Source organism: Pseudomonas sp. URMO17WK12:I7 (genome assembly GCF_003269045.1).
In the GTDB taxonomy this organism is placed as follows: Bacteria; Pseudomonadota; Gammaproteobacteria; order Pseudomonadales; family Pseudomonadaceae; genus Aquipseudomonas; species Aquipseudomonas putida_J.
The window spans coordinates 172,798-189,612 of record NZ_QLTL01000014.1; the positions used below are offsets into that span (position 1 = coordinate 172,798).

Annotated in this window: 12 protein-coding genes; 4 read left to right on the forward strand and 8 right to left on the reverse strand. The window is 64.7% G+C overall.

All coding sequences use genetic code 11. The features are described from left to right. Window positions 1-50: 50 nt before the first annotated feature. From ptsP to H040_RS20465, 3 genes are read left to right on the forward strand one after another with little or no spacing between them, the layout of a single operon-like run. Complete coding sequence (gene ptsP / locus H040_RS20455) at window positions 51-2,903, forward strand: phosphoenolpyruvate--protein phosphotransferase (RefSeq protein ID WP_027918360.1); 2,853 nt, start codon at window positions 51-53, stop codon at window positions 2,901-2,903. Then, the gene (pfkB, locus tag H040_RS20460) at window positions 2,904-3,851 is read left to right on the forward strand and encodes a 1-phosphofructokinase (protein WP_027918361.1); all 948 of its coding nucleotides are present in this window, start codon (window positions 2,904-2,906) and stop codon (window positions 3,849-3,851) included. Beyond that, window positions 3,848-5,578, forward strand: coding sequence for a PTS fructose-like transporter subunit IIB (locus H040_RS20465; RefSeq protein WP_027918362.1), 1,731 nt, complete (start codon window positions 3,848-3,850; stop codon window positions 5,576-5,578). The genes pfkB and H040_RS20465 overlap by 4 nt, the downstream gene beginning before the upstream one ends. A 104-nt stretch (window positions 5,579-5,682) precedes the next feature. Here the strand turns inward: H040_RS20465 and H040_RS20470 are convergent, their stop codons facing one another. After that, on the reverse strand, window positions 5,683-5,904 hold the full coding sequence (locus tag H040_RS20470; RefSeq protein ID WP_027918363.1) for a DUF3820 family protein: 222 nt from the start codon (window positions 5,902-5,904) through the stop codon (window positions 5,683-5,685). Between the two features lie 202 nt (window positions 5,905-6,106). Between H040_RS20470 and H040_RS20475 the strand changes: the two genes are divergently transcribed. Next, complete coding sequence (locus H040_RS20475) at window positions 6,107-6,583, forward strand: ferritin-like domain-containing protein (protein WP_027918364.1); 477 nt, start codon at window positions 6,107-6,109, stop codon at window positions 6,581-6,583. On the opposite strand, the gene H040_RS20480 is transcribed toward H040_RS20475, so the two are convergent. The 7 genes from H040_RS20480 to H040_RS20510 all read right to left on the reverse strand — a co-directional run bounded on the left by H040_RS20480 (window position 6,580) and on the right by H040_RS20510 (window position 16,504). Further along, window positions 6,580-8,076 carry a sensor domain-containing diguanylate cyclase gene (locus H040_RS20480; protein ID WP_027918365.1) on the reverse strand — a complete coding sequence of 499 codons (1,497 nt, stop codon included), beginning with the start codon at window positions 8,074-8,076 and terminating at the stop codon, window positions 6,580-6,582. The two genes, H040_RS20475 and H040_RS20480, sit on opposite strands and share 4 nt — an antisense overlap. 148 nt (window positions 8,077-8,224) lie before the next feature. Continuing rightward, entirely contained in the window at window positions 8,225-9,556 is a 1,332-nt protein-coding gene (locus H040_RS20485; protein ID WP_027918366.1) for an OprD family porin, read from the reverse strand. A 204-nt stretch (window positions 9,557-9,760) separates the two neighbouring features. Next, a complete protein-coding gene (locus H040_RS20490) occupies window positions 9,761-9,982 on the reverse strand; it encodes a hypothetical protein (protein WP_027918367.1) in 222 nt (73 codons plus the stop codon). Window positions 9,983-10,198: 216 nt separating this feature from the next. Then, window positions 10,199-11,593: a heavy metal sensor histidine kinase gene (locus H040_RS20495; RefSeq protein ID WP_027918368.1), complete on the reverse strand. Its 1,395-nt coding sequence runs from the start codon at window positions 11,591-11,593 to the stop codon at window positions 10,199-10,201. Then, the gene (locus tag H040_RS20500; protein WP_027918369.1) at window positions 11,568-12,242 is read right to left on the reverse strand and encodes a heavy metal response regulator transcription factor; all 675 of its coding nucleotides are present in this window, start codon (window positions 12,240-12,242) and stop codon (window positions 11,568-11,570) included. Before H040_RS20500 ends, H040_RS20495 begins: the two co-directional genes overlap by 26 nt. Window positions 12,243-12,251: 9 nt before the next feature. After that, window positions 12,252-15,344, reverse strand: a complete 3,093-nt coding sequence (locus H040_RS20505; protein ID WP_027918370.1) for a multidrug efflux RND transporter permease subunit — start codon at window positions 15,342-15,344, stop codon at window positions 12,252-12,254. Further along, complete coding sequence (locus H040_RS20510) at window positions 15,341-16,504, reverse strand: efflux RND transporter periplasmic adaptor subunit (RefSeq protein ID WP_027918371.1); 1,164 nt, start codon at window positions 16,502-16,504, stop codon at window positions 15,341-15,343. Before H040_RS20510 ends, H040_RS20505 begins: the two co-directional genes overlap by 4 nt. Window positions 16,505-16,815: the final 311 nt, after the last annotated feature.

A 16,815-nucleotide genomic window follows, 5' to 3' on the forward strand; every position in this document is an offset into this window, starting at 1 on the left:
CCTCAGTACCCGGCATCAAAACCAAGCTGGGGCTGCAAAAGGAGAAGGTCATGCTCGAGCTCGCCATAGGGCAGATAGCCATGGGCCAGAAGGCCGCCGACAAGGCCGAGGCATTGCGCCTGCTGGCGGATCAGCTGGTAGCCGACGGCCTGGTTGCCGAAGGTTATCTCGAAGGCCTGCAGGCGCGCGAAGCGCAAGGCTCGACGTACCTTGGCCAGGGTATCGCCATCCCTCACGGCACCCCGCAGACCCGCGAACTGGTGTTCGCCACGGGCGTGCGCCTGCTGCAGTTCCCCGAAGGTGTGGACTGGGGCGATGGGCAGAAGGTCTACCTGGCTATCGGCATCGCCGCCCGTTCCGATGAACACTTGCGCCTGCTGCAGTTGCTGACCCGCGCGCTCGGCGAGACCGACCTGGCCGAGGCATTGCGCCGGGCCAGCTCTGCCGAGGCGTTGCTCAAGCTGCTGCAAGGCGCGCCACAGGAACTGGCGCTGGACGCGCAACTGGTGGGCCTGAACCTGCCTGCTGAAGACTTCGATGAGCTGGCCTGGCGCGGTGCCCGCCTGCTGCAGCGCGCCGGTTGTGTCGACAGCGGCTTCGCTGCTGTGCTGCAACAGGCCGAACCACTGCCCTTGGGCGAGGGCCTGTGGTGGTTGCACAGCGAGCGCCAGGTGCGACAGCCTGGCCTGGCCTTCATCACTGCGCAGCAGCCACTGCGTTATCGCGACCAGCCGCTCAATGGTCTGTTCTGCCTGGCCAGCCTTGGTGCCGCCCACCAGGCGCTGCTCGAGCGCCTGTGCGAAGTGCTGATCGAAGGCCGCGGGCAAACGCTCTACCAGGCCACCAGCAGCCGTGCGGTGCTTGAGGTGCTGGGCGGTGAGGCGCCGGCTGACTGGCCCAGTGCGCGGATCGTGCTGGCCAACCCGCACGGCCTGCACGCCCGCCCTGCGAAGGTCCTGGCGCAACTGGCCAAGGGCTTCGAGGGTGAAATCCGTGTGCGCGTGCTCGACAGTGCGCAGCCAGCGGTGTCGATCAAGAGCCTGAGCAAGCTGCTGAGCCTCGGCGCCCGGCGTGGCCAGGAACTTGAGCTGAGCGCTGAACCGTCGATTGCCGGCGATGCCTTGCCCGTACTGCTGGCAGCCATCGAACAAGGCCTGGGCGAAGAGGTCGAGCCGCTGGTGCAAACCACCCCAGCCAGTGCTGCCAGCGCGGCCGTGGTACTTCAGGCGCCCGCTGCGGGCAGCCGGATCCAGGGCGTCAGTGCATCCCCGGGTATTGCCAGTGGGCCGGCGCATGTGTGCGTCGAGCGGGTCATCGATTATCCGCTACGCGGTGAGTCGCCGGCCAAGGAGCGCCTGAAGCTGCGTGACGCGTTGGCGGCCGTGCATGGCGAATTGCAGGCGCTGGTGCAGCGCAGCGACAAGTCGATTGGCGAGATCTTCGTCACTCACCAGGAAATGCTCGCTGACCCAGCCTTGAGCGACGATGCCGAGGCACGCCTGGCCCACGGCGAAAGTGCGGCGGCGGCGTGGATGGCGGTGATCGAAGCGGCTGCCCGTCAGCAGGAAGCGCTGCACGATGCCTTGCTGGCCGAGCGTGCTGCCGACCTGCGCGACATTGGCCGCCGGGTGCTGGCCCAGTTGTGCGGCGTGGCGGCCCAGGCCGAACCGGAGCAGCCCTACGTGTTGGTCATGGGCGAGGTCGGCCCCTCTGATGTCGCCCGCCTGGACCCGGCCCGTGTCGCTGGTATCGTCACGGCCCACGGCGGCGCCACGGCGCACAGTGCGATCGTCGCCCGGGCATTGGGCATCCCGGCCGTGGTTGGCGCAGGCGCGGCGATCCTGCTGCTCGATTCCGGCACGCCGCTGCTGCTCGACGGCCAGCGCGGCCTGGTCAGCGTTGCACCGCCAGCCGACGAGCTGCAACGCGCGTTGGCCGAGCGCGACCAGCGCGAACAACGCCTTCAAGCTGCCTGGGCCAGGCGCCATGAGCCGGCGGTGACCCGCGATGGCCATGCCGTCGAAGTCTTCGCCAACATTGGCGAGAGCAGCGGTATCGACAAGGTGGTGGAGCAGGGCGCCGAAGGGGTTGGCCTGCTGCGCACCGAGCTGATCTTCATGGCCCACTCGCAGGCACCGGACGTGGCTACCCAGGAAGCGGAGTACCGCCGTGTGCTCGACGGCCTCGGTGGCAGGCCATTGGTGGTGCGCACCCTCGATGTGGGCGGCGACAAGCCGTTGCCGTACTGGCCGATAGCCGCCGAGGAAAACCCCTTCCTCGGCGTGCGCGGTGTGCGCCTGACCCTGCAACGCCCGCAGATCATGGAAGAGCAGTTGCGCGCCTTGCTGCGGGCCGCCGATCAGCGGCCCCTGCGCATCATGTTCCCCATGGTCGGGCAGATTCACGAGTGGCGTGAGGCGCGTGCCATGGTCGAGCGCCTGCGCCAGGAAATCCCGGTCGCCGACCTGCAGGTCGGGATCATGGTCGAGGTGCCGTCCGCTGCATTGCTGGCGGCGCAGCTGGCCCGTGAAGTGGACTTCTTCAGCATCGGCACCAACGACCTGACCCAGTACACCCTGGCCATCGACCGTGGCCACCCAAGCTTGTCTGCCCAGGCCGACGGCTTGCACCCGGCGGTGCTGAGCCTGATCGACATGACCGTGCGTGCCGCCCACGCCGAGGGCAAATGGGTCGGCGTCTGTGGCGAACTGGCCGCAGACCCGCAGGCAGTGGCCGTGCTGCTGGGCCTGGATGTGGACGAGCTGAGCGTGGCGGCCCGCAGCATTGCCGAAGTCAAAGCCCTGGTGCGCCAGGCTGATCACCAAACGGCCCGCGCCCTGGCGCGCGAGGCCTTGCAACAGGACAGCGCCGCAGCGGTTCGCGCGCTGGTGGAGCGTTACTGAATGGCCAAGATCCTTACCCTGACCCTGAACCCGGCGCTGGACATCACCGTCAGCCTCGACGCCTTGCGCCCAGGGCACGTCAACCGCGCCCACGACCAGCAAAGTCACGCCGCGGGCAAAGGCCTGAACGTGGCCCAGGTGCTGGCCGACCTGGGCCATAGCGTTACTGTCGGGGGCTTTCTCGGCCGCGACAACCTGCAGCCGTTTGAAGCGCTGATCGCCCGGCGCGGTTTTGCCGACTGCTTCGTGCGAGTGGCCGGCGAAACCCGCAGCAACCTCAAGCTGGTCGAGGCCGATGGCCGGGTCACCGATGTCAACGGCCTGGGGCCGGAGGTCGACGAAGCCGCGCGCGCCGAACTGCTGCAGCGCCTGGCACAGGTGGCGCCCGGGCACGACGCGGTGGTCGTGGCCGGCAGCCTGCCGCGAGGGATCAGCCCTGAGTGGTTCCGCCAGTTGCTTGAGCAGTTGCAGGCGCAGGGGCTGAAAGTGGCCCTCGACAGCAGTGGTGACGCGTTGCGTGCTGGCTTGCAGAGTGCCCCCTGGCTGGTCAAACCCAATACCGAAGAGCTAGGTGAAGTGCTGGGCCTGGCCGTGCAGACCGCCGCCGAGCAGCGCGCCGCTGCCGAGCAACTGCTGGCCGGCGGTATCGAACATGTGGTGGTGTCGGCGGGCGAACAGGGCGTCAGTTGGTTTGCTGCCGGCCTGGCGCTGCAGGCGCGGCCGCCGCAAGTGCGGGTTGCCAGCACCGTGGGGGCCGGTGATTCGCTGGTCGCCGGCATGGTCCATGGCCTGCTGGCGGCGGAAAGCCCGCAACAGACCTTGCGCCGCGCCACGGCCATCGCAGCACAGGCCGTGACTCAGGTTGGCTTCGGCATCTGTGACCGCGAGCAGCTCGCGCACCTGGAAACCGCTGTGCAACTGACAGAACAACAAGAGGGTTGCCGATGAACATCGCCATTGTCACCGCCTGCCCCAACGGCCAGGTGTCCAGCGTGCTCAGTGCCCGCCTGCTGGCGGCTGCCGCCCAGCGCCGCGGCTGGAGCACCAGTGTTGAAGTGCAGGATGCCGAGCATCCCGAGCGCCAGCTGACCCCTGCGCAGATCGCCGAGGCCGACTGGGTACTGGTGGTCAGCACCGGCCCGGTGGACCTTGCCCGTTTCGCCGGCAAGCGCCTCTGCCAGAGCACCCCGGCGCAGGCCTTGGCCGACCGTGAGGGCTTCCTCGACGAGGCGCAGGCCAAGGCCGAAGTGCTGGCTGTGCAAGCGACCAGTGCGGCGCCTTCAACCGCTGTGCGCATTGTTGCGGTCACCGCCTGCCCGACCGGCGTGGCGCATACCTTCATGGCTGCAGAAGCCTTGCAACAGGCGGCGCAGCAGCTGGGCCATGAACTCACTGTCGAAACCCAGGGCTCGGTTGGTGCTCGCAATCCGCTGTCGGCCCAGGCCATTGCCGATGCCGATGTGGTGCTGCTGGCTGCTGACATCGAGGTGCCGACAGCACGCTTTGCCGGCAAGCGTATCTACCGTTGTGGTACCGGTATCGCCCTCAAGCAGGCACGCGCGACCCTGGAGAAGGCCTTGGCCGAGGCCAAGGTCGAAAGTGCTGCGGACGCTGCCTCTGCAACGCCCGCCAAGGCTGAAAAGGCCGGCGTCTACAAGCATTTGCTGACCGGTGTTTCGTTCATGCTGCCAATGGTGGTGGCCGGCGGCTTGCTGATCGCCCTGTCGTTTGTCTTCGGCATCGAAGCCTACAAGCAGCCTGGCACCTTGCCGGCCGCGCTGATGCAGATCGGCGGCGAGGCTGCGTTCAAGCTGATGGTGCCGCTGCTCGCGGGGTACATCGCCTGGTCCATCGCCGACCGCCCGGGCCTGGCGCCGGGGATGATCGGTGGCCTGCTGGCCAGCACCTTGGGTGCTGGCTTCATTGGCGGTATCGTCGCCGGTTTTCTCGCAGGCTACAGCGCCAAGGCCATCGCCCGCTGGGCACGTCTGCCAAGCAGCCTGGATGCGCTCAAGCCGATCCTGATCATCCCGCTGCTGGCCAGCCTGTTCACCGGCCTGGTGATGATCTACGTGGTCGGCCAGCCGGTGGCGGCAATGCTCGAAGGGCTGACGCATTTCCTCGACAGCATGGGCACCACCAACGCCATCCTGCTCGGGATGCTGTTGGGCGGGATGATGTGCGTCGACCTCGGCGGGCCGATCAACAAGGCGGCCTATGCCTTCTCGGTGGGGCTGCTGGCATCTTCCAGCTATGCGCCGATGGCGGCGACCATGGCCGCCGGCATGGTGCCGCCGATCGGCCTGGGCATCGCCACCTTCCTGGCCCGGCGCAAGTTTGCCCAGAGCGAGCGTGAAGCGGGCAAGGCGGCACTGGCGCTGGGGTTGTGCTTCATCTCCGAAGGGGCCATCCCGTTTGCGGCGAAGGACCCATTGCGGGTGATCCCGGCGAGCATTGCCGGTGGCGCCTTGACCGGCGCGCTGTCGATGTACTTCGGCTGCAAGCTGATGGCGCCGCATGGCGGGCTGTTCGTCTTGCTGATCCCCAATGCGATCAACCATGCACTGTTGTATCTGTTGGCAATCGTGGCGGGCAGCCTGGTGACGGCGGTGGTGTATGCCGTGATCAAGAAGAGCGAGCGGGTGGAGTTGGCCGTTGCGCCAGTGAAGGGTTGAAGCCTTCTGTTGGTATTGCTGGCCCTTTCGCGGCTAACGCCGCTTCTACAGGGATAGTGCGGTCCCTGTAGGCGCGGCGTTAGCCGCGAAGAGGCCAGTACAGGCTAACGCCGATGTTTTTGCCGCAACGGCACCAACAGGTCGCCCAGGCCGTTATGGTCGACCTCATGCATCAACGCCAGCAAGCCACCCAGCTCACCGGCCGGAAACCCTTTGCGGGCGAACCAGGCCAGGTAATCACCCGGCAGGTCGGCAATGATCCGCCCCTGATATTTGCCAAAGGGCATGGCGCGGGTCACCAGCAGTTCGAGCATTTCCGGTTTCATCGACGAAGCCTGGGCAGTGAATGAGCGCCGACCATACTGCAATCTGCACGAGCCCCCAAGCGGCAATCATGCATAACGCCGATATATAGCTTTGCTGTGGATGTCATAACTGATTGTTTTTAAAGGATTTAATTTAATCGCGTGGCTTGGCACGAAGGCTGCTCCGGTATATGTGACTACCACCTGCCAAGGAGTTTGTGCCATGAGCAATCCCAACAAAGACGTGATCGACGTACTTAACGACCTGGTCGAGTACAGCAAGGATGGCGAAAAAGGCTTCAAAGCCTCGGCCGATGACGTGAAAAACTCCGATTTGAAGGCGTTTTTCGTACAGCGTGCCGGCGAATGCGCCACCGCTGCCAGCGAGTTGCAAAGCGAAGTGCGCCGCCTGGGCGGTGACCCGGAAACGTCCACCAGTATCAGCGGTGACCTGCACCGTGGCTGGGTAAACCTCAAGTCGATGGTCACCGGCAAGGATGAAGAAGCGGTGCTCAATGAGGTGGAGCGCGGCGAAGATCATGCCCTCAAGGCCTACAAGGAAGCACGCGAGAAGCTGGTCAAGCTGGGCCGCATGGCCAGCGATCCGAGCTATGCCCTGGTGGAGAAACAATTGCAGGGCGTGCAGCGTAACCACGATCAGGTCAAGGCACTGCGCAACGCCGCCCGCGCCCGTTCCTAGTTGGTTGGTCCCTCTACCCGGTTACGGCCATTGGCTTTGGCCCGGTAGAGTGCCTCATCCGCGGCGCCCAGCACCTGTGCAAGGTCTTGCTGGGTGCCGGGGATGTAGACGCTGACCCCAACGCTCACCGTGACTGAGTGGGCATCGTCTGCGAATGGCGCGAGGGCCTCGACCTGGGCGCGAATACGCTCGGCCAGCAACAGAGCGCCGCTGAGTTCCGTTTCCGGCAAGATCACCTGAAATTCTTCACCGCCATAGCGTGCCGCCAGATCCGCCGGACGGCGGATGCACAGCTCCAGCGTGCTGGCCACCTCGCGCAAGGCGTGGTCGCCACCGGCGTGTCCATGGCGCTGGTTGAAGGCCTTGAAATGATCCACATCCACCATCAGTACCGCCAACGGTTGGCGGTTACGTTGGGCGCGTGACCATTCCAGCCGCAGCACCTGGTCCAAGCGGCGGCGGTTGGCAAGGCCGGTCAGGCTGTCAGTCGCGGCAAGCGTCGCCAGGCCCTGTTCTGCCTCGTGGCGGCGGCGCAATTCCCGGCCCAGCAGCAGGGTCAGCCAGAGAATCCCGATACACAACACCCCCGTGGCGACGCTGACCAGAATCGCCGTGCGCCGCCATGACTGGAACACCTCGTCGGCGGAATGCACCACCAGCACGATCAGCGGCAGGTCGGCGACCTGGGCGAAGGTGTACATGCGCTGGGAAGGGGCGCTGCCAGAGCGCGCGGTGAAGCTCCCGCTGTGCTCGTTGAGGATGCGCTTGAAGTTGGGGCGCTCGCCGTAATAGGTGCCGATTGCCGGATCCTGTGGGCGTGCAGGTTCCCGTGCGAGTAGCTGCCCGTCGGTGTTGAACAGGTTGATGCTGCTTTCAGCGCCGATATCCAGACGGCGGAACAACTCACTGAAATACGACAGGCGCAGGGCGCCGGCGGCCAGCCCGGCAAATTCGCCCTGCGGGCCGTTGATGCGCCGGCTGAAACTGATGCACCAGTCCATGTCGCCCAGCTTGGCCTTGAAAGGCGGGCCCACCAGTAAACCGAGGTTGGCGTCATGCAGGTGTGCCTGGAAAACCCCGGTATCGCCAAAGTTGGCCTTGCGAGGCACGGCGCTGTTGGAGTCGCCGACCACATTGCCTTGTTTGTCCAGCCACAGCACATCACCGCGCTTGCGGTCGACAAAGGCTTCATTGAATAGAAGGCGCTGGCGCAATGGGCCGGAGATCTCTGGCAGCTCCTTGCGGCTGACGGCCCAGATCAGGCCTTTCAACGACTGGTCGTAGAGTTCGACATTACGCAGGATGTCGCTTTCGATCAGCTGGACGATGTTGTTCGCGGAGCGGATGGCCGATTGCTCGACACTGTCGCGCTCGCGGGCCAGCAGGTAGCTGACGATGGCCACGATGGCGAGCACGGCAAGGCAGCTGCTCAGGTTGAGGATCAGCTCGGGGTGCGACCTGTAGATTGCGAAACGCGGAGATCGAGTGGGCATGCGCGCTACTGCTGAGGCAGGGCCATTTACGGCGGGCGCCATTTTAGGGAAGCGTGGATTGTCGGACAACAATTGTCCGACGGAATCGTGTCTGGTTTTCGCGGGCAAGCCCGCGAACGAGGGCTAAGCCCTCGCCAGCGGTCTCAGATCAGAAGATGTTCAGTGGGTAATCGACGATCACCCGCACTTCATCGTTGTCGCTGTTGCTGTCGATCGATGCATAACCCTGGCTACCACGGTGAGTGGCATAGCGCAGTTGCACCGCCAGATCCTTCAGGTCGCCTTCCTGGAATACATACTTCACGTCCAGGTCCCGCTCCCAGTGCATGGCGTTCTTGCCATCGGCGCGGTAGTAGTCGTAGTGGCTGGTGTCCTGGGTGGCCTTGGTCAGGTCCGCTTCACCGCGCGAATACGACAGCGAAGTGCTCAGGCCCGGGATGCCGACACCGGCGAAGTTGTAGTCGTACTGCAGCTTCCACGAACGCTCGTTCGGGGCGTTGAAGTCCGAGTACATGCGCGAGTTGTCCAGGTAAACGCTGTCGCCCAGGTTGATGTAGTCGAACGGCGTGTTGCCGTTGACCCGCTGGTAGGCGGCGGTGACGCTGTGGTAACCGGCATTGACCGTGAAGTGCACGCTGTAGGTGTTGTTGTCGATCTTGCCCAGCAGCGACTGGCCGGTGTCTTGGGTGTGATAGAAGTGCACGCCCGGGTTGAGGCTGACCAGGTCGTTGACCACGTAGGTGTAGTCGAAGTCAGCGTAGTACTGGTTCCAGACGTCCTTCAGCTCGGCCGCGTACAGGTTGGTGGTGATGTGCTCGGTGCCGCTCCACGACGCGCCGGCCCAGTTAAGGTGCTTGCTGGTCTGGCCGTCCATGTCGCCGTAGTAGGTGTCGATACGACGGTGGCCGCTCTGGTTGTACGGGTGGGTGAAGCTGACCTGGCCGCCTTCGAGCAACAGGCCGTCGACGCTGTGGTTGGTCAGGCTCACACCGCGGAAGGTCTGCGGCAGCATGCGGGTTTCGCCGCCGGCGATCACCGGGTTGGTGATGAACAGGTCACCGGCTTTCAATTCAGTGTCGAATGCCTTGAGCTTGACCGCTGCACCGGCAGTGGAGAACGAGTGCGGGGCGGCCCCCAGTTCACCGTTGTCCTTGATGTGCTCGGGCAGGATGCTGGTGCCGGCATGGCCGCCACCGCCGTCGAGCTTCAGGCCCAGCATGGCGTGGGCGTCGAGGCCGAAGCCGACTACGCCCGGTGTGTAGCCGGACTCGAAACGGGCCACCGCGCCCTGGCCCCACTCGCGGGTGTCGCGCACGCCGGCGTTGTGGTTGTCGCGGTTGAAGTAGGCATTACGAAAGTGCAGGTTGAAGGACGAATCTTCGATGAAGCCATCAGCCTTGTCTTCATCTGCCTGGGCGGCGAAAGGGATCGTTGCAGTCAACGCAATGAACAGCGGGGTAAAACGAAACGCGGAAGGCACCGGTGTTAGCTCCTTTAGTCTGACGGTGGGGCAGTTTTTATTTTTGAATGTGCGTCTTTTTATAGGGGTACGTTACGGCGGGGCTGATAGTTAGAGCACATAAAAAAAGCCGCTGATTGGCAGCGGCTTTAAAAGGCTAACATATCGGCACCCACGGTGCCCATGGCGTAGCCAAGGGAAAACTGGAGCAGGTACGACGCGCGATCAGCTATCGGCATTGGCGTCGCTGGAAACTTTCGAAGCTGTCTGTTCTGCGTCTTTGCTGGCGTCGGCCTTGTGTGCCAGGGCTTCGCGGGAGTCTTGGTGAACAGCGGCAAGTTCTGCAGTGCGAGCTACGAAAGCCGGGGATTCTTCGGCCATGGCCAGGGGCGACAACAACAGGGAAGACAGAACGAAAACGCTGGCAATACCCATACTGTTGGACATGTTTAAATCTACCTTCTTGCGGTGCAAGTGCGATGAGGACGAGGGCAAAGTTAGTCGTTAACGTGCCGCGGAAACAGCGTCTTTAGCGATAAGCACTGTTGCGCAAAAAGTAATGATCGCTGAGAAGGCAATTCGACTTTGGCCGAAAAGTACCGTGCTAGACACCTTGCGCGGTCATCGTAGGGGCGCCCTGGCAAGGCCGCTCCTACAGGGGGCCTATGCAGGCTTCAGAAGGGGCAATCGGATGCCAAAGGTATTGGCGCCGGCCGCGCTGCGCACAAAAACGTCACCACCATGCATCAGCGCGATCGCCTTGACGATCGCCAGGCCCAACCCATGGTTGCCGCCACCACTGTTGCTGCGCGCCGCATCCACCCGGTAGAAGCGCTCGAACAACAGCGGCAGGTGCGCATCCTCGATGGCCGGCCCTGGGTTGCTTACGGCAATGCAGACCTGTTCCGGCCCAGCCTCTATCTGTACCTCGATCACCTGGTTCGGCGCCGTGTGCTGGACGGCGTTGTTCAGCAGGTTGATCAAGGCCCGGCGCAACTGGGCCTTTTCGATGGGCGCCTGGGCATCACCGCTGACGGTGACGCTGACCTGGGCGTCTTCGAGGATGTAGTCCAGGTAATCGAGGGTGGTGGCCACTTCCTCGGCCAGAGAGGCCTGGGTCAGGGCGGTGGCCTTGCTGCCCTGGTCGGCGCTGGCGAGGAACAGCATGTCGTTGATGATGCTGCGCAGGCGCTCCAGCTCTTCGAGGTTCGATTGCAGCACTTCGAAGTAATGCTCGGCGCTGCGCCCACGGGTGAGGGCGACCTGGGTTTGGCCAATCAGGTTGGTCAATGGCGAGCGCAATTCGTGGGCGACGTCGGCGTTGAACGCTTCCAGCCGTGAATAGGCCTGGCTGACCCGGTCCAGCGCGGCGTTGAAGGCGCCGGCGAACTGCGCCAGTTCCGGCGCCAGGTCCGCTGTCTGCAGGCGCCCGTCCAGGCGTGGTGGCGCCAGCGCCTGGGCCTCGACGGACAGCGCCAGCAGCGGCCGCAGGCCAATGCGCGCCACCCAGTAGCCAAGAATCGAAGCCAGCAGCACACCGAGCACAGCCAGGCCGACAATGGCCACCAGCAAGCTGTGCTGGGCTTGCCAGAAGGTTTCCGTGTCGATGCCGATCAAAAAGCGCAGCGGCGGGCGCTCGCCCAGCGCCGGCAGTTCGCTGACCAGCACCTTGTAGGGGTAGAGGCGGTCAGGCAGGCGCAGGTCGCGCATGCCTTGCGGGCCTTCGCCAAAAGCGCGGACCAGTTCGCTGGGGTGGCCGTATTCGTAGGCCGGGTTGCTGCTGACCACCCAGAAACGGATGCGCTTGTCTTCCTCGCTGAGCAGGTTGAGCTTGTTGTTGATCTTGGCCCAGTGCTCGGGTGTGCCGAAGCGGTTGAGGGTGGACTCGAGCACGCTGAAGCGCGCATCCAGTTCCGCTGCCGGCAGCAGGTCGAGGCTGCGGTCGACCTGGCGATACAGCGCCGAACCGATCAGCACGAACACCCCCAGCGCCACCAGGATGAACAGCGTCGACAGGCGCAGGGCGATGGAGTTAAGCGGCACGGTTTTCCAGGACATAGCCCATGCCTCGGATGGTGTGCAGCAACTTGTTGTCGAACGGCCCGTCGAGCTTGGCGCGCAGTCGCTTGATGGCTACTTCGACGACATTGGCGTCGCTGTCGAAGTTGATGTCCCAGACCAGCTCCGCGATAGCAGTCTTGGAGAGGATTTCGCCCTGGCGCCGGGCCAGCACGCTGAGCAGCGAGAATTCCTTGGCGGTCAGTTCCAGGCGCTGGCCGGCGCGGCTGGCCTTGCGCGCCATCAGGTCGATCCACAGGTCGCCGACCTGGATCTGCAACGGCTCGTGGCTGCTGCTGCGCCGGGTCAGGGCCTGCAGCCGGGCGACCAGCTCGAGGAACGAGAAGGGTTTGCCCAGGTAGTCGTCGGCGCCTTCGCGCAGGCCGTGGATGCGGTCTTCGACGCGCTCGCGGGCGGTGAGCATGATCACCGGCGTCTGCTTGCGCGCACGCAGTGCACGCAGCACGCCGTAGCCGTCCAGGCCCGGCAGCATCACATCGAGCACGATCACTGCATAGTCGCCTTCCAGGGCCAGGTGCAGGCCGTCGATGCCGTCACGCGCAAGGTCGACGGTGAAGCCCTGCTCGGTCAGGCCGCGATGCAGGTAGTCGGCGGTTTTTTCTTCGTCTTCGATGATCAGCACACGCATGGTCTTGTCCTAGCTGGCACTTGGCGCCGCCGCTGGGGCGGCCTGGCGGCGGTGGAAAAGGCGCTCCAGGGCCAAGTATATGACCGGGGTGGTGAACAGCGTCAGCGCCTGGCTTACCAGCAGCCCGCCAACCACCGCGATGCCCAGCGGCTGGCGCAGTTCGGCGCCGGCACCAAAGCCGAACATCAGCGGCACCGCGCCGAGCAGGGCGGCGAGGGTGGTCATGATGATCGGCCGGAAACGCGTCAGGCACGCCTGGTGAATCGCCTGCTCGGGTGTCATGCCATGGTGGCGCTGGGCTTCCAGGGCGAAGTCGATGAGCAGGATGCCGTTCTTTTTGACGATACCGATCAGCAGCACCACGCCGATCAGGCCCATGATGCTGAAGTCCTGGCCCATGGCCCAGAGCAGTATCAACGCACCCAGGCCGGCCGAGGGCAGGGTGGAGATGATGGTCAGTGGGTGGACGAAGCTCTCGTAGAGCACGCCGAGGATGATGTACACCGCCACCAGCGCGGCGAGGATCAGCCACGGTTGGCTCGAAAGCGAACTCTGGAAGGCCTGGGCCGCGCCCTGGAAGTTGCCGCTGATCGAGTCCGGCATGCCCAGTTCGCGCTGGGTACGTTCGAGGATCTTCACCGCATCGCCCAGGGCCACGCCGGGGGCCAGGTTGAACGAAAGGTTGGCTGCCGGGAACAGGCCGTCATGGCTGATCGACAGTGGCCCGGTGCTCGGTGCGGCGACATGCGCCAGGGCCGACAGTGGCACCATCTCGTTGGTCAGTGGCGAGCGCAGGTAGAAGAAGTTCAGGCTCTCGGCCTTGCCGCGCTGCCTGGCGTCCAGTTCGAGGATCACCTTGTACTGGTTGGTCTCGGTCTGGAACTCGCTGATCTGCCGCTGGCCGAAGGCATCGTACAGCGCCTGGTCGACGTCGGTGGTGGTCAAGCCGAAACGTGCCGCAGCCTGGCGGTCAATGTCGATGCGGGTGACGCTGGCGCCCAGTTGCAAGTCGTTGGACAGGTCGCGCAATACCGGGTTTTCCCGCAGGCGGTCGGTCAGGCGTTGGGTCCACAGGTTCAGGGCCACGCCGTCGTTGCTCTTGAGCACATACTGGTACTGGGTGCGTGACGGGCCGGAGCTGAGGTTGATGTCCTGGCCGGCCCGCATGTACAGGACGATGCCCGGCACCTGGGCCAGCTTCGGCCGCAGGCGGTCGATCAGCTCGCTGGCCGACACGTCGCGATCACCACGAGGCTTGAGGGCTATCCAGAAGCGGCCATTGGCGATGGTCTGGTTGCTGCCGGTGACCCCCACAGAATGGGAGTAGGCCTGCACCGCCGGGTCGTCGCCGATGATCTTTGCCAGCGCCAGGTGCTTCTCGACCATCGAGGGGTATGACACATCCGCGGCCGCCTCGGTGGTGCCGAGTATGAAGCCGGTGTCCTGCAGCGGGAAGAAGCCTTTGGGGATGCCGACATAACCGGCGACGGCCAGTGCCAGGGTCACGCCGAACACGCCCAGGGTCAGGCGTTGGTGGGCAAGCGCACGATCCAGGCCTTTTTCGTACCACTTCACCAGGCGCTCACCAAACCCGCCGTGTTGCTCGCCGGGCGGGCGGCGCATGAACAAGGCACACAAGGTGGGGGCCAGGGTCAGCGACACCATCACCGAAATCAGGATGGTCGAAGTGGCAGTCAGGGCGAACTCCTTGAACAGCCGGCCGACCACACCGCCCATGAACAGCAGCGGGATGAACGCTGCGATCAGCGAGAAACTGATCGACACCACGGTGAAACCGATCTCGCCTGCGCCCTTGAGCGCTGCCGTGCGGCTGTCGTCGCCGGCCTCCAGGTGGCGGTGGATGTTCTCGACCACGACGATGGCGTCGTCCACCACGAAGCCCACCGAGATGACGATGGCCACCAGCGTGAGGTTGTTGAGGCTGAAGCCCAGCACATACATCAGGGCGCAACTGGCGATCAGCGACACACCGAGCACGCTGGATACCACCAAGGTCGCCGACCACTGGCGCAGGAACAGCGCCATCACCCCGATCACCAGGGCCACCGCGATCATCAGGGTCAGTTCCACCTCGTGCAAAGAGGCGCGGATGGTCTGGGTACGGTCCTGCAAGACTGACACTTCGATCGACGCCGGAAGCATTTCCTGCAGCTTGGGCAGGGCAGCCATCACCCGGTCGACGGTGTCGACGATATTTGCGCCGGGCTGGCGGAACACGACCAGGTTGAGCCCCGGCTGGTCGCCGGACCAGGCCTTGACGTAGGCGTTTTCGGCGCCGTTGATCACCTTGGCCACGTCCTGCAGGTGCACCGGCGCACCGTTGCGGTAGGAAACGATGAGTTTGGCGTAGTCCTCGGGGTGGAACAGCTGGTCGTTGGCGGCGATGGTCGAGACGCTGTGCTCGCCGTACAGTGCGCCCTTGGCCAGGTTGAGGCTGGTCTGCTGGATGGCCAGGCGCACATCGGCAAGGGTCAGGCCGATGGCGGCGAGTTTTTCGGGTTGGGCCTGCACGCGAATGGCCGGGCGCAGCTGGCCGGTGATATTGATCAGGCCGACCCCTTCGATCTGGCTGAGCTGGCGCGCCAGCAGGGTTTCGGCGTAGTCGCTCAGGTCATTGCCGGGCATCTGCGCGGAGCTGACGGTGAGTACCAGTACCGGGCTGTCGGCCGGGTTTACCTTGCGCCAGGTCGGCGGGTTGGGCAGGTCCTGGGGCAAGCGGGCGGTGGCGGTGTTGATCGCCGCCTGGACTTCCTGGGCGGCGGTGTCGATGTTCTTGTCGAGGGTGAACTGCAGGATCAGGGTGGTCGAGCCCAGCGCGCTGCTGCTGGTCATCTGGGTCATGCCGGGGATGGCGCTGAACTGCACCTCCAGTGGCGTGGCCACTGAAGACGCCATGGTTTCCGGGCTGGCACCGGGCAGCTGGGTGGTGACCTGAATGGTCGGGAAGTCCGCTTCAGGCAGCGGTGCCACTGGCAACCGCGGGAAGGCGATGGCGCCGAGCAGCACCAGGGCGAACGTCAGCAGCAGGGTGGCGATCGGGTGGTCGATGCACCACGCCGAAATACCGTTGCGGGTAGTCATGGCTGGCTCCTGCGGTCAGCCATTTGCGCCGGTGGCGGTACGTCCGGGGTGACCTCGACCCGCGAGCCGGGCTTGAGACGCGACTGGCCGTCGAGCACCAGGCGCTCGCCCGGCTTTACCCCGGCGATGATGTTCAGGCCGCTGTCCTGGTAGAGCACCTTGACCGGCACGCTGGTGACCTTGTCACCGTCCAGGCGGTAGACAAAGTGCCCGTCGATGCCACGCTGCACCACTGGCGGTGGCACCACCAGGGCGTTCTCATCGACCGCAGTGCGCAGGCGGATGGTGACCAGTTGCCCCGGCCACAGGCGGCCGTCCTTGTTGTCGAATTCGGCCTTGACCCGCACCGTGCCGGTGTTGGCCGAGATCTGGTTGTCGATCAGTGCCAGGTGGCCTTCGCCGAGCAGGTTGCGTTCGCCGTCGGCGTCCATGTAGGCCTGCACCAGCGCAGGGGTTGGCGCCTTGAGCAAGCCCTGCAGGGTTGGCAGCATCTGTTGCGGCAGGGCGAATTCGACGGCGATCGGATCAATTTGGGTGACGCTGAACAGGCCTTGGGTATCGCTGCTGCGCACCAGGTTGCCGGGGTCGACATTGCGGATGCCGACGCGCCCGGTCACTGGCGAGCGGATCTGCGTGTACGACAGTTGCACCTCAGCATTGGCGATGGCCGCCTGGTTGCCCTTGACCGTGGCCTGCAGCTGGTTGACCAGCGCCTGTTGCTGGTCGAGGGTCTGCTTGGACACGCCATCGTCAGTGCTCAGCAGGCGGTAACGCTTGAGGTCGACGCCGGCCACCTGGATCTGCGCCTGGCTCTGGCCGAGCTGGGCACGGGCCTGGTCGAGGCTGGCGCGGATCGCCCGGTCATCCAGGGTGGCGAGCAGGTCGCCTTCTTTCACCCACTGGCCCTCCTTGACCAGCACCTGGGTCAGCACCCCCTCGACCTGTGGCCGGACTTCGACGCTGTGCAGCGACAGCACCGAGCCGATGGCGCTGGTGTAGCGCGGCACGTCCTGCTGGGCGACGCTGACCACGCGCACCGGAATCGCCGCTTGTGCGTGCGGCGTGGTGGCCTGCTGACGCTGGCCATACCAGACGCCCAGGGCCACCAGGGCGAGCAGCGCCAACGCGGCGAGAAGTACGGAACGGGAAGGACGTCGCATCGGCGCGGGCACCTTGGCCAAGGGGGGAAACGGAGGTTTGTATTGAAGCTTATAGCGCTGTGACCGGGTCGGCAGCGTGACAGCTGGCTGACAGCGGTGACAGGTTGGGGTTGGGACTGGGGGCCTGGCTGGAGGTTGTTGTGGGCATTGGGGGCCTGCCTTGATTTTTGTGGTGATGCTGAAATCGAGCGCCGCCCGCGCGGCGCATCGCGGATAAATCCGCTCCTACATTTGTTGCAACGTGCCGAACCTGTAACGCCATGGTTGCCAGCCTTGGCGCATGTCTTGAGTCTTGCAAACAAGGCAGGCAA

What these genes read in the sequence shown, in the direction of transcription:
- H040_RS20510 (WP_027918371.1), bottom strand. Translation starts at nt 16,504, where the DNA reads ATGCGACGTCCTTCCCGTTCCGTACTTCTCGCCGCGTTGGCGCTGCTC.
- H040_RS20505 (WP_027918370.1), bottom strand. Translation starts at nt 15,344, where the DNA reads ATGACTACCCGCAACGGTATTTCGGCGTGGTGCATCGACCACCCGATC.
- H040_RS20470 (WP_027918363.1), bottom strand. Translation starts at nt 5,904, where the DNA reads ATGAAACCGGAAATGCTCGAACTGCTGGTGACCCGCGCCATGCCCTTT.
- ptsP (WP_027918360.1), top strand. Translation starts at nt 51, where the DNA reads ATGCTCGAGCTCGCCATAGGGCAGATAGCCATGGGCCAGAAGGCCGCC.
- pfkB (WP_027918361.1), top strand. Translation starts at nt 2,904, where the DNA reads ATGGCCAAGATCCTTACCCTGACCCTGAACCCGGCGCTGGACATCACC.
- H040_RS20490 (WP_027918367.1), bottom strand. Translation starts at nt 9,982, where the DNA reads ATGTCCAACAGTATGGGTATTGCCAGCGTTTTCGTTCTGTCTTCCCTG.
- H040_RS20465 (WP_027918362.1), top strand. Translation starts at nt 3,848, where the DNA reads ATGAACATCGCCATTGTCACCGCCTGCCCCAACGGCCAGGTGTCCAGC.
- H040_RS20475 (WP_027918364.1), top strand. Translation starts at nt 6,107, where the DNA reads ATGAGCAATCCCAACAAAGACGTGATCGACGTACTTAACGACCTGGTC.
- H040_RS20495 (WP_027918368.1), bottom strand. Translation starts at nt 11,593, where the DNA reads ATGTCCTGGAAAACCGTGCCGCTTAACTCCATCGCCCTGCGCCTGTCG.
- H040_RS20480 (WP_027918365.1), bottom strand. Translation starts at nt 8,076, where the DNA reads ATGCCCACTCGATCTCCGCGTTTCGCAATCTACAGGTCGCACCCCGAG.
- H040_RS20500 (WP_027918369.1), bottom strand. Translation starts at nt 12,242, where the DNA reads ATGCGTGTGCTGATCATCGAAGACGAAGAAAAAACCGCCGACTACCTG.